The sequence below is a fragment of the Achromobacter aegrifaciens genome (assembly GCF_902859735.1).
GTDB lineage: Bacteria > Pseudomonadota > Gammaproteobacteria > Burkholderiales > Burkholderiaceae_B > Achromobacter > Achromobacter aegrifaciens.
On the sequence record NZ_CADIJY010000003.1, the window covers coordinates 517,443 to 539,705 of the forward strand.

At 65.7% G+C, this 22,263-nt stretch carries 23 protein-coding genes and 1 pseudogene; 9 read left to right on the plus strand and 15 right to left on the minus strand.

What is annotated here, in order from left to right:
- Window positions 1–4: 4 nt before the first annotated feature.
- Window positions 5–847: a TauD/TfdA dioxygenase family protein gene (locus tag HV766_RS12375; RefSeq protein ID WP_054451310.1), complete on the plus strand. Its 843-nt coding sequence runs from the start codon at window positions 5–7 to the stop codon at window positions 845–847.
- Between the two features lie 9 nt (window positions 848–856).
- Window positions 857–1,846, plus strand: coding sequence for an alpha/beta fold hydrolase (locus HV766_RS12380; protein ID WP_175181228.1), 990 nt, complete (start codon window positions 857–859; stop codon window positions 1,844–1,846).
- 84 nt (window positions 1,847–1,930) lie between these two features.
- Here HV766_RS12380 and HV766_RS12385 read toward each other — a convergent pair whose 3' ends face one another.
- From HV766_RS12385 to msrB, 4 genes are read right to left on the minus strand one after another with little or no spacing between them, the layout of a single operon-like run.
- Complete coding sequence (locus HV766_RS12385) at window positions 1,931–2,707, minus strand: peptidylprolyl isomerase (RefSeq protein WP_175164515.1); 777 nt, start codon at window positions 2,705–2,707, stop codon at window positions 1,931–1,933.
- A 17-nt stretch (window positions 2,708–2,724) separates the two neighbouring features.
- Complete coding sequence (locus HV766_RS12390; RefSeq protein ID WP_082400667.1) at window positions 2,725–2,994, minus strand: BolA family protein; 270 nt, start codon at window positions 2,992–2,994, stop codon at window positions 2,725–2,727.
- Between the two features lie 54 nt (window positions 2,995–3,048).
- Window positions 3,049–3,627, minus strand: a complete 579-nt coding sequence (locus tag HV766_RS12395) for a septation protein A (RefSeq protein ID WP_119450986.1) — start codon at window positions 3,625–3,627, stop codon at window positions 3,049–3,051.
- On the minus strand, window positions 3,628–4,026 hold the full coding sequence (msrB, locus tag HV766_RS12400; protein WP_054450538.1) for a peptide-methionine (R)-S-oxide reductase MsrB: 399 nt from the start codon (window positions 4,024–4,026) through the stop codon (window positions 3,628–3,630).
- A gap of 52 nt (window positions 4,027–4,078) precedes the next feature.
- Between msrB and HV766_RS12405 the strand changes: the two genes are divergently transcribed.
- The 7 genes from HV766_RS12405 (at window position 4,079) to HV766_RS12435 (ending at window position 11,134) form a co-directional block, all read left to right on the plus strand.
- Window positions 4,079–4,756: an energy-coupling factor ABC transporter ATP-binding protein gene (locus HV766_RS12405; RefSeq protein ID WP_054450540.1), complete on the plus strand. Its 678-nt coding sequence runs from the start codon at window positions 4,079–4,081 to the stop codon at window positions 4,754–4,756.
- The gene (locus HV766_RS12410; RefSeq protein ID WP_175181229.1) at window positions 4,753–5,349 is read left to right on the plus strand and encodes an energy-coupling factor transporter transmembrane component T family protein; all 597 of its coding nucleotides are present in this window, start codon (window positions 4,753–4,755) and stop codon (window positions 5,347–5,349) included. The genes HV766_RS12405 and HV766_RS12410 overlap by 4 nt, the downstream gene beginning before the upstream one ends.
- Window positions 5,350–5,388: 39 nt before the next feature.
- On the plus strand, window positions 5,389–5,946 hold the full coding sequence (locus HV766_RS12415) for a biotin transporter BioY (RefSeq protein WP_175181230.1): 558 nt from the start codon (window positions 5,389–5,391) through the stop codon (window positions 5,944–5,946).
- Between the two features lie 242 nt (window positions 5,947–6,188).
- Entirely contained in the window at window positions 6,189–7,352 is a 1,164-nt protein-coding gene (locus HV766_RS12420) for an ABC transporter substrate-binding protein (protein WP_054450546.1), read from the plus strand.
- Window positions 7,353–7,503: 151 nt separating this feature from the next.
- Window positions 7,504–8,541 (plus strand): branched-chain amino acid ABC transporter permease, encoded by a 1,038-nt coding sequence (locus HV766_RS12425; protein ID WP_054450548.1) that lies wholly within the window; start codon window positions 7,504–7,506, stop codon window positions 8,539–8,541.
- Window positions 8,542–8,546: 5 nt separating this feature from the next.
- A complete protein-coding gene (locus tag HV766_RS12430) occupies window positions 8,547–10,382 on the plus strand; it encodes a branched-chain amino acid ABC transporter ATP-binding protein/permease (protein ID WP_054450549.1) in 1,836 nt (611 codons plus the stop codon).
- Window positions 10,382–11,134 (plus strand): ABC transporter ATP-binding protein, encoded by a 753-nt coding sequence (locus tag HV766_RS12435; protein WP_054450551.1) that lies wholly within the window; start codon window positions 10,382–10,384, stop codon window positions 11,132–11,134. Before HV766_RS12430 ends, HV766_RS12435 begins: the two co-directional genes overlap by 1 nt.
- Before the next feature lie 51 nt (window positions 11,135–11,185).
- Here the strand turns inward: HV766_RS12435 and HV766_RS12440 are convergent, their stop codons facing one another.
- From HV766_RS12440 to rsxB, 11 genes and pseudogenes are all read right to left on the minus strand, one after another.
- The gene (locus tag HV766_RS12440) at window positions 11,186–11,584 is read right to left on the minus strand and encodes an ASCH domain-containing protein (RefSeq protein ID WP_054450553.1); all 399 of its coding nucleotides are present in this window, start codon (window positions 11,582–11,584) and stop codon (window positions 11,186–11,188) included.
- Window positions 11,581–13,726 (minus strand): annotated as a pseudogene (locus tag HV766_RS12445) (phosphocholine-specific phospholipase C). The gene HV766_RS12440 and the pseudogene HV766_RS12445 overlap by 4 nt, the downstream one beginning before the upstream one ends.
- Window positions 13,727–13,797: 71 nt before the next feature.
- A complete protein-coding gene (locus tag HV766_RS12450) occupies window positions 13,798–14,643 on the minus strand; it encodes a branched-chain amino acid aminotransferase (protein WP_054450557.1) in 846 nt (281 codons plus the stop codon).
- A gap of 86 nt (window positions 14,644–14,729) precedes the next feature.
- Entirely contained in the window at window positions 14,730–15,755 is a 1,026-nt protein-coding gene (locus HV766_RS12455) for an ABC transporter substrate-binding protein (protein ID WP_175181231.1), read from the minus strand.
- 106 nt (window positions 15,756–15,861) lie between these two features.
- The gene (locus HV766_RS12460) at window positions 15,862–16,845 is read right to left on the minus strand and encodes a branched-chain amino acid ABC transporter permease (protein ID WP_054450559.1); all 984 of its coding nucleotides are present in this window, start codon (window positions 16,843–16,845) and stop codon (window positions 15,862–15,864) included.
- Window positions 16,842–17,729, minus strand: coding sequence for a branched-chain amino acid ABC transporter permease (locus tag HV766_RS12465; RefSeq protein ID WP_054450560.1), 888 nt, complete (start codon window positions 17,727–17,729; stop codon window positions 16,842–16,844). The genes HV766_RS12460 and HV766_RS12465 overlap by 4 nt, the downstream gene beginning before the upstream one ends.
- A gap of 97 nt (window positions 17,730–17,826) precedes the next feature.
- On the minus strand, window positions 17,827–19,041 hold the full coding sequence (locus tag HV766_RS12470) for an ABC transporter substrate-binding protein (protein ID WP_054450561.1): 1,215 nt from the start codon (window positions 19,039–19,041) through the stop codon (window positions 17,827–17,829).
- Between the two features lie 62 nt (window positions 19,042–19,103).
- A complete protein-coding gene (locus tag HV766_RS12475) occupies window positions 19,104–19,814 on the minus strand; it encodes an ABC transporter ATP-binding protein (protein WP_013392192.1) in 711 nt (236 codons plus the stop codon).
- Window positions 19,811–20,584, minus strand: coding sequence for an ABC transporter ATP-binding protein (locus tag HV766_RS12480; RefSeq protein WP_054450562.1), 774 nt, complete (start codon window positions 20,582–20,584; stop codon window positions 19,811–19,813). The genes HV766_RS12475 and HV766_RS12480 overlap by 4 nt, the downstream gene beginning before the upstream one ends.
- A 356-nt stretch (window positions 20,585–20,940) precedes the next feature.
- Window positions 20,941–21,576 (minus strand): endonuclease III, encoded by a 636-nt coding sequence (nth, locus tag HV766_RS12485; protein WP_054450563.1) that lies wholly within the window; start codon window positions 21,574–21,576, stop codon window positions 20,941–20,943.
- Complete coding sequence (gene rsxB, locus HV766_RS12490) at window positions 21,573–22,217, minus strand: electron transport complex subunit RsxB (RefSeq protein ID WP_119450984.1); 645 nt, start codon at window positions 22,215–22,217, stop codon at window positions 21,573–21,575. Before rsxB ends, nth begins: the two co-directional genes overlap by 4 nt.
- Window positions 22,218–22,263: the final 46 nt, after the last annotated feature.

The window sequence follows — 22,263 nt, forward strand, 5'->3', positions numbered from 1 at the left end:
GATGATGAAAGCGATACCCCTGAGCCCGCTGATCGGCGCGGCCGTCCATGGCGTGGATCTGGAAACCCTGGACGACGCCGCCTTCGCGGATGTGAATGCGCTGTTCCTGCGCCACCAGTTGCTGGTCTTCAAGAACCAGGGCCTCTCGCCCGAGGGCCAGTTGCGCTTCAGCCGCCGCCTGGGCGAGCTGGATATCCACGTGCTGGCCCAGTACAACCATCCCGAGTATCCCGAGATATTCGTGCTTTCCAACGAGGTCAAGAACGGCGTGCCGGCGGGCATCGCCGACGGCGGTTCGTACTGGCATTCGGATTTCGCCTTCCGCGAATGCCCGGCCAAGGCCACCATTCTGAATGCGCAACAGATTCCACCGGAAGGCGGCAACACCCTGTTCGTCAACATGTACCAGGCCTACGAGGAACTGGACGGCGCCGTGCAAAGCCAATTGGCGGGCCTGCGGGCGGTGCACCGCTACCGGCGCAAGAACACCAGGGCCGACGAAGGCACCCAGGTGAAGATGGACGCCAGCCAACTGGCCGGCACGCCTGACGTCGAACATCCCATCGTGCGCACGCATCCCGAGACGGGCCGCAAGGCGCTCTACGTCCATCCCGGCATGACCGCCGAGGTGTCTGGCTGGGGCGAAGCGGACAGCCAGGAATTGCTGGACCGCCTGTTCGCGCATTGCACGCAGGAGCAGTACCAGTACGCGCTGCAATGGGAGCCGGGCGACGTGGTCATGTGGGACAACCGCTGCGTGATGCACAAGGCCACCACCCGTGAACTGCCGGCCAGCATGCGGCGCACGATCTACCGCACCACGGTCATGGGCGAACGTCCCGTTTAGGCGCTGCCGATGTCCACCCGTCAGCCCTCAGGTCGCGCCGGTGGCGTGACGCAGTTGGATGCCTTGCCATTGGACGGCGGGGGAACGCTGGCGCCGGTCCGGCTGGCCTGGGCCCGCTACGGTCCGCCGCCGGAGCGCGCGCGCGCCGTGGTGTTGCTGCTGCATGGCATATCCGGCAGCCACCAGGCCTTGCTTGCGGCCGAGGGAGAGGTCCATCCCGATGCCGGCTGGGCCAGTCCCTGGCTGGGGTCGGGAGCGGCGCTGGACACGCGCGATACCTGCGTGCTGGCGCCGAACGCGTTGGGATCCTGTTTCGGCAGCAGCGCGCCGATCGGGGCGGCCGCCAGCGCATTTCCTGACATATCGATTGCCGATGGCGTGCGCCTGCAGGGGGAATGGCTGCGCGCGATCGGCGTCGAGCGCCTGGATGCGGTGGTGGGTTATTCCTACGGCGGCTATCAGGCCTTCCAGTGGGCCGTGGCCGCGCCGCTGCCCGTCGGGCGGGTGGTGGCGCTGGCGTCGGCGCCGCGCGGCGGCGGCAGCATGGCGGACGCGCAGCGCCTGCGCCGCATCGCCGCCGCCCTCGACGCGGGCGATGCGCATGCCTGGAACGAATGGGTCGAATTGCGCTGCGCAACCCTGCGTCGCTATGGCTACGCGCAATGGCTGGCCGATGCGGGCGAACCCGCCGCGGAGCAGCGTTTGCGGGCCGAGGCGCAGGCCTGGGCGGCGCGTTTTTCACCGTGGTCCATGGCGGCGCTCAGGACGTCCGCCTGCCGCTACGACGTGCGCGACGCGCTGCTGGAAACCGCTACGCCCGTGCGTTGGCTGCGCTGCGTATCCGACGAGCTCTTTGCGCCCGACGACCCGGGCGCGGGGGCGCGGATCGCGTATCCCGCCCATATTGTCCAGACCAGCGTGGCTGGGCGCTACGGCCATCTGTCGCCGCTGCTGGAAGGCCGTCTGTGGGATGCCCAGCTGCGGCAGGCGCTGGCATAGCAGAGGCTGTGCCACCCCGGCGCAGGAAAACCCGGGCGAAAAAATGCCCGCTTGCGCGGGCATTTTTCATCTGTGCGGCAAGGCTTACTGGATCTTGGCCTTTTCGCGCAGTTCCTTCTGGTAGTCGGCCAGGGTTTGCTGGCGCAGCATTTCTTCCAGTTGCGGGCGCACCTGATCGAGCGGCGGGAATTCCACCGGACGGGTGTCGTCGACCACGATGATGTGCCAGCCGTACTGGGTCTGGACCGGCTTGTCGACCATTTCGCCCTTCTTCAGCTGCGTCACGGCTTGCGCGAACGGCTGGACGTAGTTGGTCGGGGGAGCCCAACCCAGGTCGCCGCCCTTTTCGGCGCTGCCGGGGTCCTTGGAGTTCTTCTTGGCCAGATCGTTGAACTTGCTCTTGTTGCTCTTGATCTGGGCCAGCAGGTCATTCGCCGTCTTCTCGTCTTCGACGAGGATGTGGCGGACCTTGTATTCCATCTTGCCGGCCTGTTCCTTCTTGATCTTCTCGTATTCGGCCGTGACCTTGGCGTCCGACACGGGGTGCTTGGCCAGGTAGTCGGCCATCAGGGCGCGGACCAGGATGCCTTGGCGGGCCAGTTCGACTTCGGTCTGGACGTCGGCCTGCTTGGCGATACCGCTGGATTCGGCGGCTTGCACGAAGATCTGGCGGTTGATCATTTCCTGCTTGACCTGTTCGCGCAGTTGCGGCGAATCGGTGGCGCCCTGGCTGACCAGCAGCTTGACGAATTGATCCAGGCTCTTCTGCGAGATGGCCTTGCCGTTGACGGTAGCCACGTTCTGAGCGAAAGCCGGCACGGCGATGACGCAGGCCGCAGCCAGCATGACGATGCGTTTCATGAATATCCTTTTACTTTCTATTTGGGAGCCTGGGCATCTAGCGCAAGCGCATGAATCGGATAAGGGATCAAATCTTGCAAATGATGATACACCAGCCTATGCCGCGCAACGGGCGAAAGCCCCGCGAAGCAAGGCGCTACGATGATCACGCGATAGTGGCCGGCGCCGTTTTTACTGCCTTCGTGGCCGGCATGCAAATGCGAGTCGTCCAGAATGTCCAAACTGACAGGTTCCAGGGCGGCTAGCCGCTCCCGGATCAGGGAAATGCGGTCGGTGGTGTCTGACATGAGGAGTGAGGGTTGGTTCCGGCGCGGCGCGCCGGCCATGGATTTCGGAAGGGATCAGGGCTGAGGGGGCGGGGTGTCGGAGGAGGGGGCCTGTTCCTCCGTCTGGATATGCTTGCCCAGCCAGATCGACTGGCCGATCACGAAGACCACCATCAGGCCCATCAGGCCGAAGGCCTTGAAGCTGACCCACTGCGATTCGGTGAAGTGGCCGGAAAACGCCACATACAGGTTGAGCGCACCCGCGATCAGGAAGAAGCCGGCCCAGACCAGGTTCAGCCGTTCCCAGGCGGCGTCGGGCAGCTGGATCTGCTTTTCCATCAGGCGGCGGATCAGGTTGCGGCCGAACAGCAAGCGCGCAAAGACCAGCGCGCCGCCGAACAGCCAGTACAGCACCGTGGGCTTCCACTTGATGAACACGTCGCTGTGCAGCCAGATCGTGGCCCCGCCGAACACCAGGATGACGGTCAGGTTGATCCAATGCATGGCCTCGGTGGCGCGGCCCGTCGCTTTCAGCCAGACGATCTGCAGCACGGCCGCCGCCATGGCGACGCCCGTGGCGATGAAAATGTCCGTGTACCGATACGCAATGAAGAAAAGGAACAGCGGAAACAGGTCGAACAGGAACTTCTTCATTCAGTCTTCTATGGGTTCAAACGTCATCGACAGGGAATTGATGCAGTAGCGCAGTCCGGTGGGTTCGGGGCCGTCGGGGAAGACGTGTCCCAGATGCGAGTCGCAGACGTTGCACAGCACTTCGGTGCGGACCATGCCGTGGGTGGTGTCGCGCTCTTCGCGCACCAGTTCAGGGTCCAGCGGCTGGAAGTAGCTGGGCCAGCCGCAGCCGGCGTCGAATTTGGTGTCGGAAGCGAACAGCGCCGTGCCACAGCCCACGCAGCGGTAGATGCCGTGAGAGAACGTATTCCAGTAACGCCCGGTGAATGCCCGTTCGGTACCCTTTTCACGGGCGACGACGTATTCTTCGGGGGAAAGCTGGGCCCGCCATTCGGCGTCGGATTTTCGTACTTTGTCCATATGAGCTCTTGGAGTCCCGATGCCCGAAATGGTTCGGGCATAATCCCGCCCCATGTTAATCGAGTTTGATCAGGCGGTTGTTTCCACGCCCCAGGCGCAAGTGCTGAATGGGGTGAGCCTGACGCTGGCCGAACGACGCATTGGCATCGTCGGCCCCAATGGCGCCGGCAAGAGCACGCTGGCGCGCCTGATCAATGGGCTGGTCCTGCCCTCGGCCGGCAATGTGCGGGTGGGCGGGCTGGACACCCGGCGCGACTTGAAGGCCGTGCGCCGCCAGGTCGGGTTCGTGTTCCAGAACCCTGAAAACCAGATTGTCTTCCCCATCGTCCGCGAGGACCTGGCGTTCGGCCTGAAGCATCTGTCCCCGGACCGCCAGCAGCGCGAAGCCCGTATCGATGCGCAATTGGGCAGCCTGGGCGTCGGTCACCTGGCGGACCGGACCAGCCACACGCTGTCCGGCGGCGAACGCCAACTGGTGGCGCTGGCGGCAGTGCTGGTGATGGAACCGGCGCTGATCGTGTTCGATGAACCCACCACCCAGCTGGACCTGCGCAATCGCAATCGCGTGCGCGACGCCATTGCGGGCCTGCCCCATGATGCCATCGTCGTCAGCCACGACCTGGAGCTGCTGGAGGATTTCGACCGGGTGGTGGTGGTGCGCGACGGTAACGTCGCGGCCGATGACCAGCCGGCCGCCGCGCTGCGTTGGTACCGGGAGCACTGCGCATGATGGAGCCGCTTTACGTCGCGGGAGATACCTTTCTGCACCGCCTGCCCGCCTGGCTGAAGCTGCTGGCGCTGATGGCGGCGGGCGCGGGCCTGTTCCTGCTGCGCGACCCGCGCTGGCTGGCGCCTGCCTTCCTGGCGGCCGCCGCGCTGGTCTGGTCCACGGGCGTGGCCGGGGCTGCCGTCTGGCGGCAGGTCAAGGGCTTGGCCTGGGTGCTGCTGGCCGTCGGCTTGTTCACGGCCTGGTTCCAGGGCGGCCTGGAGGCGCTGGCCGTGCTGCTGCGCGTAGGCGCGATGGTGGGACTGGCCCTGGCCGTCACGCTGGCCACGCGCACCTCGGATCTGATTGCCGTCTGCGAAAAGGCGCTGATGCCACTGGAACGCCTGAGGCTTGTCGATGCCAGCAAGGTTGCGCTGGCCTTGGCGCTGGCCCTGCGTTTCGTGCCGGAGATCTGGCGCAACTTCCAGGAAATCCGCGAAGCGCAGGCCGCGCGTGGCCTGGGCGCCAATCCGGTCGCGCTGATCGTGCCCTTGATCGTGCTGACGCTGAAAAGAGCGCAGGAAGTATCCGAAGCGATAGACGCGCGCAGCCACTGAGGCCCGCGCGCCCAGTTCCATCTCCCAAAGGGGAAAACCGTGAAATCCAGTAATACCGTGCTGATTGCGCTGTTCGCGGCGCTGATCGTCGTCCTGAGCCTGATCCCGCCGATTCCACTGCCCGCCATACCGGTGCCGGTCACGCTGCAAACCTTGGGTGCCATGCTGGCGGGCGCAATGCTCGGACCCGTCCGTGGCGCGCTGGCCTGCCTGCTGTACCTGGCGCTGGCGGCGGTCGGGTTGCCCGTCCTGCCGGGAGGCCGGGGAGGGCTGGGCGCCTTTTTCGGGCCTACCGGCGGCTTTCTCGTCGGCCTGGTGGCGGGCGCCCTCGTGACGGGCTGGCTGGCGCGCAGCCTGGCCGGCCGCGCCGCGGGCGGCTGGGGGAAGTTCGCCGGCTATTTGGCGGCATGCGTGGTGGGCGGCATCGCGGTGGTCTACGCCTGCGGCGTGCCCTGGCTGGCCGCCGTGACGAAAATGGGTTTGGCCAAGGCTGCGATGGCGGTCGCGGTGTTCCTGCCCGGCGACCTGGCCAAGGCCGTGGTTGCCGCCTGGGTGGCGTCGCGGGTGGAGCGCGTGTGGCCGATGTTGGGGCGTTGAGAGGCGCGCCGCAGTCCAAGGGAATCCCCCAACTGACGGCCGCAAAGCTTTTCTAGTACAAGTTCGCCATTAACGAATGCGTTTGCTGAATTGCGTTTTTCGTAGCACATCAGGGAATTACCGGAGTTGCGCATCGTCATTTGATACTGTTTTAACCCTATAATATTTTTTTCTGTATAACTTTAACTAGGCTCGCCCTGCCTCGACCGAGGCGCCTCAGAGCCACCACAGGAGACAAAAACATGCGCAAGCACTTCGGCTTGTCCGCGGCGGCTGCCGCCATTGCCCTGGCCCTGCCGCTACTGGCGAACGCCCAGGTCAAGGTTGGCGTGACCGTGTCCAGCACCGGCCCGGCTGCCTCGCTGGGTATCCCCGAGCGCAACACCGTGGCGCTGCTGCCCAAGGAAGTGGCTGGCCAGAAGATCGAATGGATCGTCCTGGACGACGCCACCGACACCACGCAAGCCGTCAAGAACTCGCGCAAGCTGGCCTCCGACGACAAGGTCGACGTGCTGATCGGCACCTCGGTCACGCCGGGCTCGCTCGCCATGGTCGACGTGGCTGCCGAAGCCAAAGTGCCGATGATCAGCGTGGCCGCCAGCGCCAAGATCGTCGAACCCGTGGACGACAAGCGCCGCTGGGTCTTCAAGACCCCGCAGAACGACGCCCTGATGGCCGGCGCCCTGGCTGACGCCATGGCCAAGTCCAAGGTCAAGACCCTGGGCTTCATCGGCTTTGCCGACGCCTACGGCGACGGCTGGCTGGACGTGATGCAAAAGGCCGCCAAGGCCAAGGGCATCGAGATCGTCGCTATCGAGAAATACAGCCGCACCGACACCAGCGTGACGGGCCAGGTGCTCAAGCTGGTCGGCGCCAAGCCCGACGCCATCCTGATCGCCGGCGCCGGCACTCCGTCGGCCCTGCCGCAAAAGGAACTGAAGGCCCGCAACTACGGCGGCACCATCTACCAGACGCACGGCGCCGCCAACAACGACGTGCTGCGCGTTTGCGGCAAGGACTGCGACGGCATGCTGCTGCCGGCCGGCCCGCTGCTGGTCGCGGCCCAGCTGCCCGATAGCAACCAGGTCAAGAAGTCGGCCCTGGCCTACGTCGAAGCCTATGAAAAGGCCAACGGCGCCGGTTCGACCAACACGTTCGGCGGCCACATGTGGGACGCCGGCCAGCTGGTCGTGGCCGCGCTGCCCGTGGCGCTGAAGTCGGGCGCCAAGCCCGGCACGCCGGAATTCCGCGTCGCCATGCGCGACGCCCTGGAAGGCGTGAAGGACCTGGCCGCGTCGCAAGGCGTGTTCAACATGTCGCCCACGGACCACGCTGGCTTTGACGAGCGTTCGCGCGTCATGGTCAAGGTGGAAGGCGGCAAGTGGGTCTACCAGCCCGGCCTGTAATCCTCCAGGATCGCCCGATCCAAGGGTGTGCAAAGCGCGGCGGCGCCCGCCGCGCGGCACCCTAGCAATGCTTCGCACCGGCCTTTCCGGCCGGTGTGTCGTATCAGTGTCCCGGGTGCGGCCGGAACACCAGAATAAATAAGGTTGTTAGATGGATTCCTCAATTGCGCTGATCCTGCTGCAAGACGGTGTCGTCAACGGCGCCATCTATGCCCTCCTGGGCATGGCTCTGGTGCTGGTGTTCGCCGTTACGCGCGTCATTTTCATTCCCCAGGGCGAGTTCGTGGCGTTCGGCGCCCTGACCCTGGCCATGCTGGTGGACGGCAAAGTGCCGGGCACCGCCTATCTCCTGCCGCTGCTGGGCATCGTCTGCCTGGCGCTCGAGCTGCTGCGCGCGCTGCGCACCCGCAGCGCAGCCGCCTTGCCCAAGGCCATCGCCACCTGTGTGGTTCTGCCGCTGGCGCTGCTCTGGCTGACCGTGACCTACACCGCACCCGGCAATTCGCTGTGGCTGAACATGCTGCTGACGCTGCTGCTGGTGATCCCGATGGGTCCGATGGTCTACCGCATCGTCTACCAGCCGCTGGCCGAAGCCACCGTGCTGGTGCTGCTGATCGTTTCCGTGGCCGTGCACTTCGCGCTCACCGGCCTGGCGCTGGTCTTCTTCGGCGCCGAAGGCTGGCGCACTCCGGCCTTCGTCAGCGGCCAGGTCGACCTGGGCTTCATGACCTGGTCGGCGCAAAGCCTGTTCGTGGTGGCGACATGCGCCATCCTGATCATCGGCCTGTGGCTGTTCTTCGGCAAGACGCTGTATGGCCGCGCGCTGCGCGCCACGGCCGTCAACCGCCGCGGCGCCCGCCTGGTCGGCATCAGCACCACCATGTCCGGCAGCCTGACCTTCACGCTGGCCGTTGCCATCGGCGCCATGTCCGGCATGCTGATCGCGCCCATCACCACCGTGTACTACGACACCGGCTTCCTGATCGGCCTGAAGGGCTTTGTCGGCGCCATCATCGGCGGGCTGGCCAGCTACCCCGTGGCGGCCGCGGGCTCGCTGCTGGTGGGCGTGCTGGAGTCCTTCTCGTCCTTCTGGGCCAGCGCCTACAAGGAAGTGATTGTCTTCACCCTGATTATCCCGGTTCTGGTCTGGCGTTCGTTCAGCACCCATCACGTGGACGAAGAGGAATAAACGTCATGAACCGCATTCTGCTTGCCGTCTTCATCGTCGTCCTGGCGGGCCTGCCACTGCTGCCGGTCACGCCCGAATTCTGGGTGACGCAACTCAATTACATCGGGCTGGCCAGCCTGGTGGTGCTGGGCCTGGTGCTCTTGACCGGCGTGGGCGGCCTGACCTCGTTCGGCCAGGCGGCGTTCGTGGGCCTGGGCGCCTACACCACCGCCTACCTGACCACGCAATACGATGTCTCGCCCTGGCTGGCGTTGCCGGCCGGGCTGATCCTGACGGCCGTCGTGGCCTACCTGCTGGGCGCGATCACCCTGCGCCTGTCGGGCCACTACCTGCCGCTGGGCACCATCGCCTGGGGCCTGTCGCTGTACTTCCTGTTCGGCAATATCGACTGGCTGGGCAAGCATGACGGCATCGCCGGCATCGAGCCCATCAGCATCTTCGGCATGTCCCTGGCCAGCGGCCGCCACATCTATTACCTGATCTGGGTGTTCGTGCTGCTGGCGCTGTGGGCGACCCGCAACCTGCTGAACTCGCGTCCGGGCCGCGCCATCCGCGCGCTCAAGAGCGGCGCCGGCATGGCCGAGTCCATGGGCGTGAACACCGCCGCCTACAAGGTCGTGATCTTCGTCTGGGCGGCGCTGCTGGCCTGCGTCTCGGGTTGGCTCTACGCGCACATGCAGCGCGCCGTCAGCCCCAGCCCGTTCGGCATCAACTACGGCATCGAGTACCTGTTCATGGCGGTGGTCGGCGGCGCCGGCTATGTCTGGGGCGCCCTGCTGGGCTCCAGCGTCATCCTGGTGCTGAAGGACCAGTTGCAGAACTTGCTGCCCAAGCTGCTGGACACCAACGCCAACTTCGAGATGATCGTCTTCGGCGTGCTGCTGATCCTGATGCTGCAATACGCCCGCAACGGCCTTTGGCCGATCCTGGCGGGCTGGTGGGACAGCATCACCGGCGCCGACAGCTCGCGCCGCAATCTGGCGCCGCCCGCGTCCGCGCCGGCCCTGCCGACGCGCGTGCGCCCGCAAGCCGGCCAGGTGGTGCTTGAAGTCGACGCCATCCGCAAGGAATTCGGCGGGCTGGTCGCCGTCAACGATATTTCCTTCAAGGTCGCGTCCGGCGAGATCATGGGCCTGATCGGTCCGAACGGCGCCGGCAAGAGCACGACCTTCAACCTGATCAGCGGCGTGCTGCCGGTGACGCGAGGCAAGGTTACCTTCATGGGCCAGCGCATCGACAGCCGTTCGGCGCGCGACATCGCCAAGCTGGGCGTGGGTCGCACCTTCCAGCACGTGCAGCTGCTGCCCGGCATGACCGTGCTGGAAAACGTGGCGCTAGGCGCGCACCTGCGCTCCGACGTCGGCGTGCTGGCGGGCGCCCTGCATTCGGACCGCGCCCGCGAGGCGCAGCTGCTGCACGAGGCCGCCGAACAGATCAAGCGCGTCGGCCTGGGCGAGTACCTGTACGAGCAGGCCGGCAACCTGGCGCTGGGCCAGCAACGCATCCTGGAAATCGCGCGCGCCCTGGCCGCCGACCCCGTGCTGCTGCTGCTGGACGAACCCGCCGCAGGCCTGCGCTACAAGGAAAAGCAGGACCTGGCGCGCGTGCTGGAACAGTTGCGCGCCGAGGGCATGAGCATTCTGCTCGTCGAACACGATATGGATTTTGTGATGCGTCTGACCAACCACCTCGTGGTGATGGATTTCGGCACCAAGCTGGCGGAAGGCGTGCCGGCCGACGTGCAAAAGAACCCGGCGGTGCTGGAAGCCTACCTGGGCGGCATCGATGATGACCTGCCCGAAGCGGACCAGGCCAAGCCCGTGTCGGCAGGAGGCGTGTGATGAGCGCTCCCGTACTCGAAGTCAGCAACCTGTCTGCCCGCTACGGCAAGGTGGGCGCGCTGGTGGGCGCCTCGCTCACCGTGCCCGCCGGCAGCATCGTCACGGTGATCGGCGCCAACGGCGCCGGCAAGTCCACCATGCTGAACGCCATGATGGGCTCGCTGCCCCAGACCGGCCACGCGGCCGGCACCGTGCAATACGCCGGCACCGACGTATCGGGCTGGCAGGTCGAGCGCCGCGTCGCGGCTGGCATGTCGCTGGTGCCAGAGCGCCGCGAACTGTTCGGCACCATGTCGGTGGAAGACAACCTGCTGCTGGGCGGGTTCCGCCGCTACCGCGCCCGCGAAAGCGGCTGGCGCGACACGCTGAACGAAGTCTTCGACCTGTTCCCGCGGCTGCGCGAGCGCCGCGCCCAGCAGGCCGGCACGCTGTCGGGCGGCGAACGCCAAATGCTGGCCGTCGGCCGTGCATTGATGGCCAAGCCCAATCTGCTGATGCTCGATGAGCCCAGCCTGGGCCTGGCGCCGCGCATCGTGCGCGAGATCTTCCACATCATCGCGCGCCTGCGCGAGACCGGCGTGGCAATCCTGCTGGTGGAACAGAACGCGCGCGCGGCGTTGCAGGTGGCCGATTACGGCTACGTGCTGGAAACCGGCGAAGTCATCCTGCACGGCCCGGCGCGCGAGCTGGCCGGCGACCCGAAGGTCATCGAAAGCTATCTGGGCCTGGGCAAGGGCGGCGAGCAAAGCTGACCGACCCCGAGCACACGAAGAGCCGGACGCCGCAGGGTGTCCGGCTTTTTTTTATCGTTCGAAGACCTCGACCACCCGGAACCGTTCGCACACCAGCACCAGGTCCGGCGCATAGCCGCCGTTGCGGTCGAAATAAGCGATGTGCGCATCGCGCCATGCCTCGTACGGGCCTTCGCCTTCGGCCAGCGCGAACGCCTCGTCCACCTGATCGAAGCGCTGGATCAGCACGCTGAGCGTCTCGATCACGCAAGCCGGGCGGCCCGAGCCGTCCAGCACCACGTCACGCCGACCGGCCTCGGGCACAGGTTCCTGTTCGTTGAAGTCGCGCAACGCGCCGCAGGTGGCGGTCTTCGTGCCGGCCAGCACCAGCGCAAGCAATTCGTCGGCTAACTCGGGCGAGTCGCCGAACTGGAAGGTCACGGCGTTTTCATAGGGGGCAGGTGGTTTCATGCCTGGGGTATCCATTGCAATATCAGCTCCTGTCCCATCGCGGGATCGGAAGTGGAGGGGGCGCCGGTTTCGATGCGGCCGGCCAGACGCCGCGTGTAGGTTGGATCGCCGCTTTCGCGCACGGTCAGGTCATACCATCCCGCGCTGCGGGTCATGTCCCAGGACAGGCTGACCGTCTCGCCGGGAGCGAGCGTCGCATCCTCTTCCTGGGGATAGCCGTAGGCGTTGGCATCCACCCGGAATGAACGGGCCTGCGGGGCGGGGTTGCGCAGCGTCAGTTGCAGCGATGCGCCAGGCCCCTGGTAGGCGGCCAAGACCTCCAGCGCCGGCAGGCCGGCGCGGCCGGTGCAATGGCGATGGAAACCGTTGGGACCCAGCACCCACAGATCGTAGCGTCCATCGTCAGCGGCGGTCTGCCATGCGCCCTCCAGGTGCTTGCCGGCTTCCACGGTGTAGCGGCGCGGGCCGCGGTCCAGATGCAGCCGGTCATAGACGTGCAGCACCGCGCCCGCCGTGCCGCTGTTCTCGAAACGCAGCGTGACGCTTGCCGCGTCCGCGCGCGCGTGGACCTGCAACGCATAGGGTAGGGGGCGCGACGGGCGCGTGCCCGCCTGCTGCCGCGCCGGCCCCGGCTGCAGCGGCGCGGGCGGCGTGACGGTGCCCGGCAGCGCCGATGCGAGGCCGGCGCGTTCGGCGGTGGCTGGAAAGCCGCTGGGCAGGCCTGCGCCGTCCGGCGCGGCGAAAATCGAAGATCGAGGTCAGGTCGCCACAGACCGCGCGCCGCCACGGCGAGATATTGGGCTCGGCCACGCCGAAGCGTTGCTCGATGAAGCGCAGCACGGAAGTGTGGTCGAACACTTGGGAGTTGACCCAGCCGCCCTTGGTCCAGGGCGACAGCACGTACATGGGCACGCGCGGACCCAGGCCGTAGACGCCGTGCAAATGCGCCAGCGTGTCGTCCTTCTCTGCGCCGGCGACGATCTCGTGATACTCGCCGCGCGTATTTACCGTGGACGCCCCGGCCAGCGCGCCCGATGCATCGCGCGCAGGCGGTGCGGGCGGCGGCATGTGGTCGAAGAAGCCGTCGTTTTCGTCGAACATCAGCAACAGGACGGTCTTGCTCCAGACCTCCGGGTTGGCCGTCAACGCATCCAGCACCCGGGCCGTGTAGTCGGCGCCTTGCGCCGGGCTGGACGGGCTGGGATGCTCGGAGCCGGCCTTCGTGGCGCAGATCCACGAGACCTGCGGCAGCGTGCCGTCCAGCACGTCCTGGCGCAGCAGGTCCAGGCCGCGGGTGGTGAGCGCCTTTTCCTTCAGCGCGGCCGCCGCGCCCGGCGCGCCATGGTAGGCGTCGCGGTAGGCCTTGAAGCCGGCGGTCGGGTTCAGCGAATAATTGTCCGCCATGTTCTGGTAGATGCGCCAGCTGATGCCGGCGGCCTCCAGGCGTTCGGGATAGGTCGTCCAGGTGTAGGCGCGCGCCGGATCGCCGCCCGTGAGCTTGTTGTAGGTATTGCCCAAGGCCGGGCCGTTGCCGCGGCCCAGGCCGTCGTTGGTGCCGGTCCAGACGAACAGCCGGTTGGTGTTGGTGCCGCCGGTGAACGAGCAGTGATAGGCGTCGCAGACCGTGAAGGCGCGCGCCATGGCGTACTGGAAGGGCATGTCCTCGTCCGTGAAGTACGCCATCGAATGGTTCTTCTTGGCGGCCGGCCAGTTGCCCATGCGGCCCGCGTCCCAGGCGTCCTGCGCGTTGGACCAGGTGTGCGGCGTGCTGGCCACGCGCATGGTTTCGAAGGCCTCGCGCGTATCCAGATGGAAGGGCAGGACCGTGCGCGGCGCGCCTTCATCGGGTTTGTCGTTGTATTGCGCCCAGACGGTGCGATGGCGCGCGTCGGGGCTATCCGGCACGGGTATGGGAAAGCGGTCGCCAAACCCGCGTACGCCGGCCAGCGCGCCGAAGTAATGATCGAACGCGCGGTTCTCCTGCATGAAGATCACGATGTGTTCCACGTCGCGGATCGTGCCCGTGCGCCGCGCCGCGGGGATCGCGAGCGCGCGGCGGATGGAGGCGGGCAGCAGGGCCAGGGCGCTGCCGGCGCCGGCCAGCGTCGCGCCGCTGCGGAGAAAATCACGTCGGGTCTGCATGAGGCATTCCTGAGAACGACGCTGCCCGCACAGGGGCGGGCAGCAGGGAGGGGGCTGAAACGGCGGCGTTCCTACTTCGCGCCGGTGCTTTCCGCGTAATCCATGTACAGCTTGTGCGCGCGGCGGGCCATGGGGCCGTATTCCAGCTGGCGGTCTTCCACGCGGTTCACGTGCACCACCTTGCCGTAGTTGCCGGACGAGAACACTTCATCGGCTTCCTCGATGTCGGCGCGGGTCAGGCTGCGCTCCTGCACGTCGACGCCGTCGGCCTTCAACAGCGCCAGCACGCGGCGGCGCGTGATGCCGTTCAGGAAGGTGCCGTTGTCGGCGGGCGTGGACACCACGCCGTTCTTGGCGATCCACAGGTTGCTGGTGGCGAATTCGGCGATGTTGCCCGCGCCGTCCAGCATGATGGCGTTGTCGAAGCCCTTTTCGGCGGCCTCGCGGATGGCGCGCTGGCCGTTGGGGTACAGGCAGGACGCCTTGGCGTCGGTGGGCGCCATGTTGGGCCAGGAACGCGCAAAGCTGGAGAAGCAGGCGGAGAAGCCCTGGTCGCCCGGCATCGGCACCTTGAACACGTGCAGCACGAACTGGGTCTTGTCGGCGTCCGGCAGCAGGAAGCCGTCGGCGCAATAGAACATGGGCTTGATGTAGAGCTCGCTGCCTTGCGGGAACTTGGCTACAGCCTGCAGGCACAGCTTTTGGATCTCTTCCCAGCCGATCTGGGGCTTCATCAGCATTTTTTCGGCCGAGCGCACCACGCGCTGGCAATGCAGATCCAGGTCGGGCGTCAGGCCGCGGAATGCGCGCGCGCCGTCGAACACCATGCTGGCCATCCAGAAGGCGTGGTCGGCCGGGCCGAGCAATTTGGGGTTTTCAGTGGTCCAGTGACCGTTGTGCCAGAACAAGGCATCCATGGTTGTCTTCCTTCACTTGAATTGGGGTGGCGCTATCGGCGCGCCGAAACGTCAGGATACATGAGGCGGCGGCCGGCTTCGCGCCGTCATTCGCGCGCCAGCGCCGCCTGCACGCGGTCGGCTGCCTGCGCCGGCATCCATTGCCGCCAGACCCGGCCGTACTGCTTGAGGAAATAGCGCGCGGCGTCCTCGGGTTCCTTGCCTTCGTTTTCCAGCCAGCCCAGGGTGGCGTCGATGGCGTCGCTGGGCACCGTCAGCTTGCCCAGGAATTCGGCGATCTGCGGCGCCTGTTTCGCGAACTCGGCGTTCACGCCGGTGACGACGGGGTTGGGCTTGAACTCGGTGGGCACGGGATTCGCGCACTTGGGATCGGTCATGCAGGTGTAGGCGGCCTGGTCGAACGCGGGCAGTTCCAGCTTCACCAGATCCAGCGCGCCGACCAGCGAGGTGGGCGTCCAGTAGTAGAAGACGATGTCGCGTTTGCGCTTATAGGCGGACACGATGGCGGCTTTCTGCGCGGCGCCGGAGCCGGGCGCGAACATCGCGTAGTCCTTATCGAGCTTCAAGGCGCGCAGCAGGTTCTCGTTCAGGGTGCCGCAGGCCCAGCCCGCCGGGCAGCCGTAGATCCGGCCGCGGCCGGGTTCTTCGGGATCGGCGAACACGTCCTTGAAGCGCGCCAGGTCGGCCGCGGACTTCAGCTCGGGATGGCGCTCGACGGTGTAGCGAGGCACGTACCAGCCTTCGCCGGCGTCGTAGACGTGGCCCACGCCCAGCACCTTGCCGCTGGCCAGGGCCTTCTTCCATGCACCCTCGATCTGGCCGGGCCACACTTCCGGCGTGACGTCGACATCGCCGCGTTGCAGCGCCGCCAGCATGGGCAGGGTTTCGCCGATTTCGACCGTGGTCTTGCAGCCGTAGCCGTGTTCCAGCACATAGCGTTCGATGCCGGCCAGCACCAGGTTGGATTCCCAGTTCAGGCCGCTGAAGCGGACGGGCCGTTTGACTTCGCATACCGGCGCGGCGGAATCCGCGGCTTGACCAGCCGCGGGAAGGAGGGCTGCGGCCAGCGCCAGGGCGCCAAGGACGGGGGCGAGCGGATGCGGTTTGCGCATGGTCAGGCACCTGTTTGGTTGGGTGCCGTTCATTGTACGGGCGGCAGCCGCCGCGCCAAATGAAAACGGGGCCGCATAAAGCGGCCCCGTGCTTGCGCTGTCAGGATCAGGCGCGGGCGGCGCGGCGGCGATCGATGAAGGCGCCGACCTCGCCCACGATGCCGCGGCGGAAGGCCAGCACGCAGATCACGAAGATCAGGCCGATCACGATGGTGACCGATTCGCCCAGGCGCAGGAACCAGTCCACGCCGGTCAGGTTGGCCATCATCTGGCCGAAGTCGCCCACCTTGTTTTCCATCAGCACCACGATGAAGGCGCCGAGGATGGGACCGGTCAAGGTGCCCAGCCCGCCGATCAGCGTCATCAGGATGACCAGGCCGGACATCTGCCAGGTGGCATCGGACAAGGTGGCCGACACGAAGACCAGGGTCTTGGTGGCGCCCGCCAGGCCGGCCAGCGCGGCCGACAGCACGAAGGCCAGCAGCTTGAAGCGGTCGACGTCGTAGCCCAGCGAGATGGCCCGCGGTTCGTTTTCGCGCAGCGCCTGCAGCACCTGGCCGAAGGGCGAATTCACCGTGCGCCAGATGATGAAGTAGCCGATGACGAAGATGGCCATCACCACGTAGTACAGGTTCAGGTCCTTGGACAGGTCGATCAGCCCGAACAGGGTGCCGCGCGGCACGCTTTGCAGGCCGTCCTCGCCGCCGGTGAACTTCGCCTGGAGGAAGAAGAAGAACACCATCTGCGACAGCGCCAGGGTGATCATGGCGAAATAGATGCCGCTGCGGCGGATGGCGATGGCGCCCATCGCCAGGCCCAGCAGCCCCGCCACGGCCACGCCGAACAGCAGGCCGACCTCGGTGGGGAAGCCCCATACCTTGAGCGCGTGGCCGGTGGCGTAGGCCGCACTGCCCAGGAAGGCGGCGTGGCCGAACGACAGCAGCCCGGTGAAACCCAGCAGCAGGTTGAATGCGCAGGCGAAGAGCGCGTAGCACATGATCTTCATGGCGAAGATCGGATAGACCCCGATAAAGGGAAGAATGGCCACCACGATGGCCAGTACCGCATAGCCCAGGAATTGACGATTCATTTTTCTTTTCCGAACAGCCCGGCCGGGCGGATCAACAGAACGATGGCCATGATGATGAACACGACCGTGCTGGAGGCCTCGGGCCAGAACACCTTGGTCAGTCCTTCGATCACGCCCAGGCCCAGACCGGTCACGATGGCGCCCATGATGGACCCCATGCCACCGATCACGACCACGGCGAACACGACGATGATGAGGTTGGAGCCCATCAGCGGGGAAATCTGCAGCACGGGCGCGGCCAGCACGCCGGCAAAGCCCGCCAGCGCCACGCCGAAGCCATAGGTCAGGGTGATCATGCGCGGCACGTTCACGCCGAAGGCCTCGACCAGGCGGGGGTTTTCGGTGCCGGCGCGCAACAGTGCGCCCAGGCGGGTGCGTTCGATGACGAACCAGGTTGCCAGACACACTACCAGGGAGGCTGCCACGACCCAGCCGCGGTAATTCGGCAGGATCATGAAGCCCAGGTTGGTGGCGCCGCGCAAGGCGTCAGGCGTGGGGTAGGGCTGACCCGAGACGCCGTAGAAGCTGCGGAACAGACCTTCGATGAGCAGCGTCAGGCCGAAGGTCAGCAGCAGCCCGTACAGGTGATCGAGCTTGTACAGGTGTCGCAGCAACAGCTTTTCTATGATGATGCCGAACAGCCCGACGACCAGCGGCGCCAGGATCAGCATGACCCAGTAGTTCAACCCCAGGTACGACAGCCCCATCCAGGCGATGAACGCGCCCAGCATGTAGAGCGCGCCGTGCGCGAAGTTGATGACGTTCAGCAGCCCGAAGATGACGGCCAGCCCGAGCGACAGCATGGCGTAGAAGGAGCCGTTGACCAGGCCTAGCAAAAGCTGGCCGAACAAGGCCTGTATGGGGATGCCGAAAATGTCAGTCATCTTATGAAAATCCTGCGCGTACGGAGGGAAGCGAGCTAATCAAAACGCGGCCCGACGGGTAGGATCGCCGGGTCGCGTCTGGGGCACATGGGCTGGATTACTTCTTGACCAGCTTGCAGGTGGACTCGGACAACTTGGTGTAGACCTCGTCGCCGGGCAGCGTCGCCACGACCTTGTAATAGTCCCACGGGGCCTTGGATTCGGCCGGCGTCTTGACCTGCATCAGGTACATGTCGTGGATCATGCGGCCGTCTTCGCGCACATAACCGCCTTGCGCGAAGAAGTCGTTGACCTTGTTCGACTTCATCCACTTCATGACGGCGTCGCCGTCGTCCGTGCCGGTGGCCTTGATGGCGTTCAGGTAGAAAGCCGTGGCCGAGTAGTCGCCCGCCTGCAGCATGGAGGGCTTGCGGCCGACCTTGGCTTCGAACTTCTTGGACCAGGCGCGCGAGGCGTCGGATTGATCCCAGTACCAGCCGTCGGTCAGGTACATGCCTTGCGTGGCTTGCAGGCCCAGCGCATGCACGTCGTTGATGAAGACCAGCAGGCCGGCCATCTTCATGGTCTTGGTCACGCCGAATTCATTGGCGGCCTTGATCGAGTTGATGGTGTCGCCGCCCGCGTTGGCCAGGCCCAGGATCTGCGCCTTGGACGATTGCGCCTGCAGCAGGAAGGACGAGAAGTCCGACGCGCCCAGCGGCGCCCGCACCTGGCCCTTGACCTCGCCGCCCGCGGCCTTGACCACGGCCATGGTGTCGCGCTCCAGCGCGTGGCCGAAGGCATAGTCAGCGGTCAGGAAGAACCAGCTCTTGCCGCCGTCTTTCACCACGGCGGAGCCGGTGCCGCGCGCCAGCGCCACGGTGTCGTAGGCGTAGTGCACGGTATAGGGCGAGCATTGGGCGTTGGTCAGGTCCGACGCGCCCGCGCCGATTGCCATGAAGGGCTTCTTCTTCGCGGCGGCCACGCCGGCCATGGCCAGGCTGGTCGACGAGTTGGTGCCGGCGATGATGACGTCCACCTTCTGCTCGTCGAACCATTCGCGCACGCGCGCCGAAGCCACGTCGGCCTTGTTCTGGTGGTCTGCGGAGACGACTTCGATCTTCTTGCCGTTGATCGAACCGCCGGCGTCCTCGATCGCCATGCGCACGGCTTCCAGACCGGCCTTGCCGTCGATGTCCGAATACACGCCGGACATGTCAGTGATGAAGCCGATGCGGATGACATCGTCGGAGATACCTTGCGCGTGGGCGGTTGCCCCAGCAAATCCCAGGCCCGCCATGGCCAGTGCAGCAGTGATGGTGTGCAGCTTCATGGGATGACTCCTCTCTTCCCTACGGTGTAGTGTTGCCGGATTTCCGGCGGATGACACAGGTTCTAGACGCCCAGCAGTTCGTTGAGCGTGTCCTGTTTTTCTGAAAGTTCTGCGGCTTCGAAGTGCTCGACGATCTGGCCGTGCTCCATGACGTAGAAGCGGTCGGCCAGGGGCGCTGCGAAGCGGAAGTTCTGCTCCACCATGACGATGGTGTAGCCGCGCTGCTTCAGCGCCGTGATCATGCGAGCCAGCGCCTGCACGATGACAGGGGCGAGGCCTTCGGAGATTTCGTCGAGCAGCAGCAGGTTGGCGCCGGTGCGCAGGATGCGCGCCACGGCCAGCATTTGCTGTTCGCCGCCAGACAGGCGCGTGCCGGGAGAATTCCGGCGCTCCTGCAGATTGGGGAACATGTCGTAGATTTCTGCCAGCGACATGCCGCCGCCCAGCGAACCGACGACCGGAGGCAGCAGCAGGTTTTCTTCGCAGGACAGGCTGGCGAAGATGCCGCGTTCCTCGGGGCAATAGCCCACGCCCAGATGGGCGATCTTGTAGGTGGGCAGGTCGATGGCTTCGGTGCCATGGATGCGCACCGAGCCCTTGCGCGATCCCGTCAGGCCCAGGATGGCCCGCAGGGTGGTGGTGCGCCCGGCGCCGTTGCGTCCGAGCAGCGTGACCACTTCGCCTTGTCCAACGCGCATATCCACGCCGTGCAGGATATGCGATTCCCCGTACCAGGCCTGCAGGCCCGAAATTTCCAGTGCCGGGGTGCTCATGCGTGCGCTCCTTGAAGTTCGCCGTCGGTGGTGCCCATGTAAGCCTGCATCACGGCCGGATGGCGGGAGACTTCGGCGTACGATCCTTCGGCCAGCACGCTGCCGCGCGCCAGCACAGTAATGGTGTTGGCGATGGAGGACACGACATTCATGTTGTGTTCCACCATCAGGATGGTGCGTCCGGCGCTGACGCGCTTGATCAGTTGCGTGACGCGGTCCACGTCCTCGTGGCCCATGCCTTGTGTGGGTTCGTCCAGCAGCATCAGCTCGGGTTCCATCGCCAGCGTGGTGGCGATTTCAAGCGCGCGCTTGCGGCCATAGGGCAGGTTTACGGTGGTTTCGTTGGCGAAGGCGCCCAGATCCACCTGCTCCAGCAGGTCGCGCGCCGGCTGATTCAGCACGGCGAGCTGCCTGTCGCTTTTCCAGAAGTGGAACGACAGGCCGGTCCTGCGCTGCAGCCCGATGCGCACGTTCTCCAGCACGGTCAGGTGCGGAAACACCGCCGAGATCTGGAATGAACGGATCACGCCGCGGCGCGCGATCTGCGCGGGCCGCTCGCCGGTAATGTCGATACCGTTGAACTTGATGCTTCCCGACGTGGGAGAAAGAAACTTGGTAAGCAGGTTGAAGCAAGTGGTCTTGCCGGCGCCGTTCGGCCCGATCAAGGCATGAATCTCGCCCCGCTTGATACGCAAATCGACCCCATTGACCGCGACGAATCCGCGGAATTCCTTGGTGAGGCCTTTTGTCTCCAGGATCGTGTCGTCCATGTTCGCTGCACCGGCGTTGTATTTATTTCGGTCTCCACCTGCCGTCGTTGCGCCAGGCCCCCGCAGGGTCCGGAAAACTGTTCAGGAAATCGCAGTTTTCTTATGAGTTGCCGGCGAGTATGCGCACCTATTTATCAAAATTCCATGAGGGTTTGTCATAGGTTTTGCAGTGCGGAATGGGCAATTGTCGGCAGGCCGACAATGCTTGCGCCACAAGGGAATAAAGGCTTTCCATAATGGAAATGCAATGCAGCAAATATGCGTTGATCGTCATCAACGCCTGATGGATTTGAGAGGGAGGGAAAACCCGATTTGCGTGCACCGAATGCCGTGTCGGCGCGTAAGCTAACGCGCCGTCAGGCAGGCGTCTTCTGCTTGAATTCGCAGAGGTCGGAAATGCCGCATTGAGGGCATTTGGGTTTGCGCGCCACGCAGACGTAGCGGCCCAGCAGGATCAGCCAGTGGTGAGCGTCCTGCATGTATTCGCGCGGCACGAACTTTTCGAGTTTCTGTTCGACTTCCAGCACATTCTTGCCGGGCGCGATGCCGGTGCGGTTCGACACGCGGAAGATGTGCGTGTCCACCGCCATCGTGGGTTGTCCGAACGCCGTGTTGAGCACCACGTTGGCGGTCTTGCGCCCAACGCCGGGCAGGGCTTCCAGCGCTTCGCGAGTCTGCGGTACTTCGCCACCGTGCTGCTCGATCAGGATCTTGCAGGTGGCGATGGTGTTCTTCGCCTTGGTGCGGTACAGGCCGATGGTCTTGATGTAGTCGGCCAAGCCTTCTTCGCCGAGCGCCAGCAGGGCTTGCGGCGTGCCGTAAGCGGGGAAGAATTTGCGCGTGGCGATGTTGACCGATTTGTCGGTCGCCTGCGCCGACAGCAGCACGGCAATCAGCAACTGGAACGGCGTGTCGTATTCGAGCTCGGTGGTCGGATGCGGGTTGGCGGCCTGCAGGCGGGCGAAGATCTCTCGGCGTTTGGCTGCGTTCATGATTGAGTGGGGTTGCGGCGGGCCCGGGCGCGGGCCAGCGCGGATTCAATGGCGGAACGCTTGCGGTCCTCATTGCGCGCCTCGTCGGCGGCGGGAGCGGAAGCGCTGGGCGCGGCAGCCGCTTCGGGCGCCATCAGGCGCGCGTTGTCGGCAGCCAGGCGTTCGGTGCGTGCCAGATGGCTGCGGTGGCGCTGGCGGCTGATGGCGGCATCCTGCGAATTCCAGGCGCGACCTGCCGGCACCATCTGGATGCAATCGACCGGACAGGGCGCCACGCACAGGTCGCAGCCGGTGCACCAGTCGGCCAGCACGGTATGCATATGCTTGTTGGCGCCCACGATGGCGTCCACGGGACAGGCCTGGATGCACAGCGTACAGCCGATGCAGTGCGCTTCGTCGATGCGCGCGACCAGCAGCGGGCCGGGTTCGCCGCGGGTGGCGTCCAGCGGCAGGATGGGGGTATCGAGCAGGACCGCCAGCGCGGCGATACCGTCGTCGCCGCCGGGCGGGCAGCGGTTGATCGGGGCGGAGCCGTCCGCGATGGCGTCGGCATAGGGCCGGCAGCCGTCGTATCCGCACTTGGTGCATTGCGTCTGGGGTAGCAAGGCATCGATGCGGTCGGCCAATGAGCGACAGGACATGGATGTGAAGATGAAATCGTGGGACGGGGGCGCGAAAGGCAGGAAT

Coding starts and splice junctions, on each gene's coding strand:
- HV766_RS12385 (WP_175164515.1), bottom strand. CDS start 2,707: ATGAAACGCATCGTCATGCTGGCTGCGGCCTGCGTCATCGCCGTGCCG.
- HV766_RS12380 (WP_175181228.1), top strand. CDS start 857: ATGTCCACCCGTCAGCCCTCAGGTCGCGCCGGTGGCGTGACGCAGTTG.
- msrB (WP_054450538.1), bottom strand. CDS start 4,026: ATGGACAAAGTACGAAAATCCGACGCCGAATGGCGGGCCCAGCTTTCC.
- nth (WP_054450563.1), bottom strand. CDS start 21,576: ATGAACGCAGCCAAACGCCGAGAGATCTTCGCCCGCCTGCAGGCCGCC.
- HV766_RS12425 (WP_054450548.1), top strand. CDS start 7,504: ATGGATTCCTCAATTGCGCTGATCCTGCTGCAAGACGGTGTCGTCAAC.
- HV766_RS12375 (WP_054451310.1), top strand. CDS start 5: ATGAAAGCGATACCCCTGAGCCCGCTGATCGGCGCGGCCGTCCATGGC.
- HV766_RS12390 (WP_082400667.1), bottom strand. CDS start 2,994: ATGTCAGACACCACCGACCGCATTTCCCTGATCCGGGAGCGGCTAGCC.
- HV766_RS12450 (WP_054450557.1), bottom strand. CDS start 14,643: ATGGATGCCTTGTTCTGGCACAACGGTCACTGGACCACTGAAAACCCC.
- HV766_RS12470 (WP_054450561.1), bottom strand. CDS start 19,041: ATGAAGCTGCACACCATCACTGCTGCACTGGCCATGGCGGGCCTGGGA.
- rsxB (WP_119450984.1), bottom strand. CDS start 22,217: ATGTCCTGTCGCTCATTGGCCGACCGCATCGATGCCTTGCTACCCCAG.
- HV766_RS12420 (WP_054450546.1), top strand. CDS start 6,189: ATGCGCAAGCACTTCGGCTTGTCCGCGGCGGCTGCCGCCATTGCCCTG.
- HV766_RS12465 (WP_054450560.1), bottom strand. CDS start 17,729: ATGACTGACATTTTCGGCATCCCCATACAGGCCTTGTTCGGCCAGCTT.
- HV766_RS12395 (WP_119450986.1), bottom strand. CDS start 3,627: ATGAAGAAGTTCCTGTTCGACCTGTTTCCGCTGTTCCTTTTCTTCATT.
- HV766_RS12430 (WP_054450549.1), top strand. CDS start 8,547: ATGAACCGCATTCTGCTTGCCGTCTTCATCGTCGTCCTGGCGGGCCTG.
- HV766_RS12460 (WP_054450559.1), bottom strand. CDS start 16,845: ATGAATCGTCAATTCCTGGGCTATGCGGTACTGGCCATCGTGGTGGCC.
- HV766_RS12410 (WP_175181229.1), top strand. CDS start 4,753: ATGATGGAGCCGCTTTACGTCGCGGGAGATACCTTTCTGCACCGCCTG.
- HV766_RS12405 (WP_054450540.1), top strand. CDS start 4,079: ATGTTAATCGAGTTTGATCAGGCGGTTGTTTCCACGCCCCAGGCGCAA.
- HV766_RS12480 (WP_054450562.1), bottom strand. CDS start 20,584: ATGGACGACACGATCCTGGAGACAAAAGGCCTCACCAAGGAATTCCGC.
- HV766_RS12475 (WP_013392192.1), bottom strand. CDS start 19,814: ATGAGCACCCCGGCACTGGAAATTTCGGGCCTGCAGGCCTGGTACGGG.
- HV766_RS12440 (WP_054450553.1), bottom strand. CDS start 11,584: ATGAAACCACCTGCCCCCTATGAAAACGCCGTGACCTTCCAGTTCGGC.
- HV766_RS12435 (WP_054450551.1), top strand. CDS start 10,382: ATGAGCGCTCCCGTACTCGAAGTCAGCAACCTGTCTGCCCGCTACGGC.
- HV766_RS12455 (WP_175181231.1), bottom strand. CDS start 15,755: ATGCGCAAACCGCATCCGCTCGCCCCCGTCCTTGGCGCCCTGGCGCTG.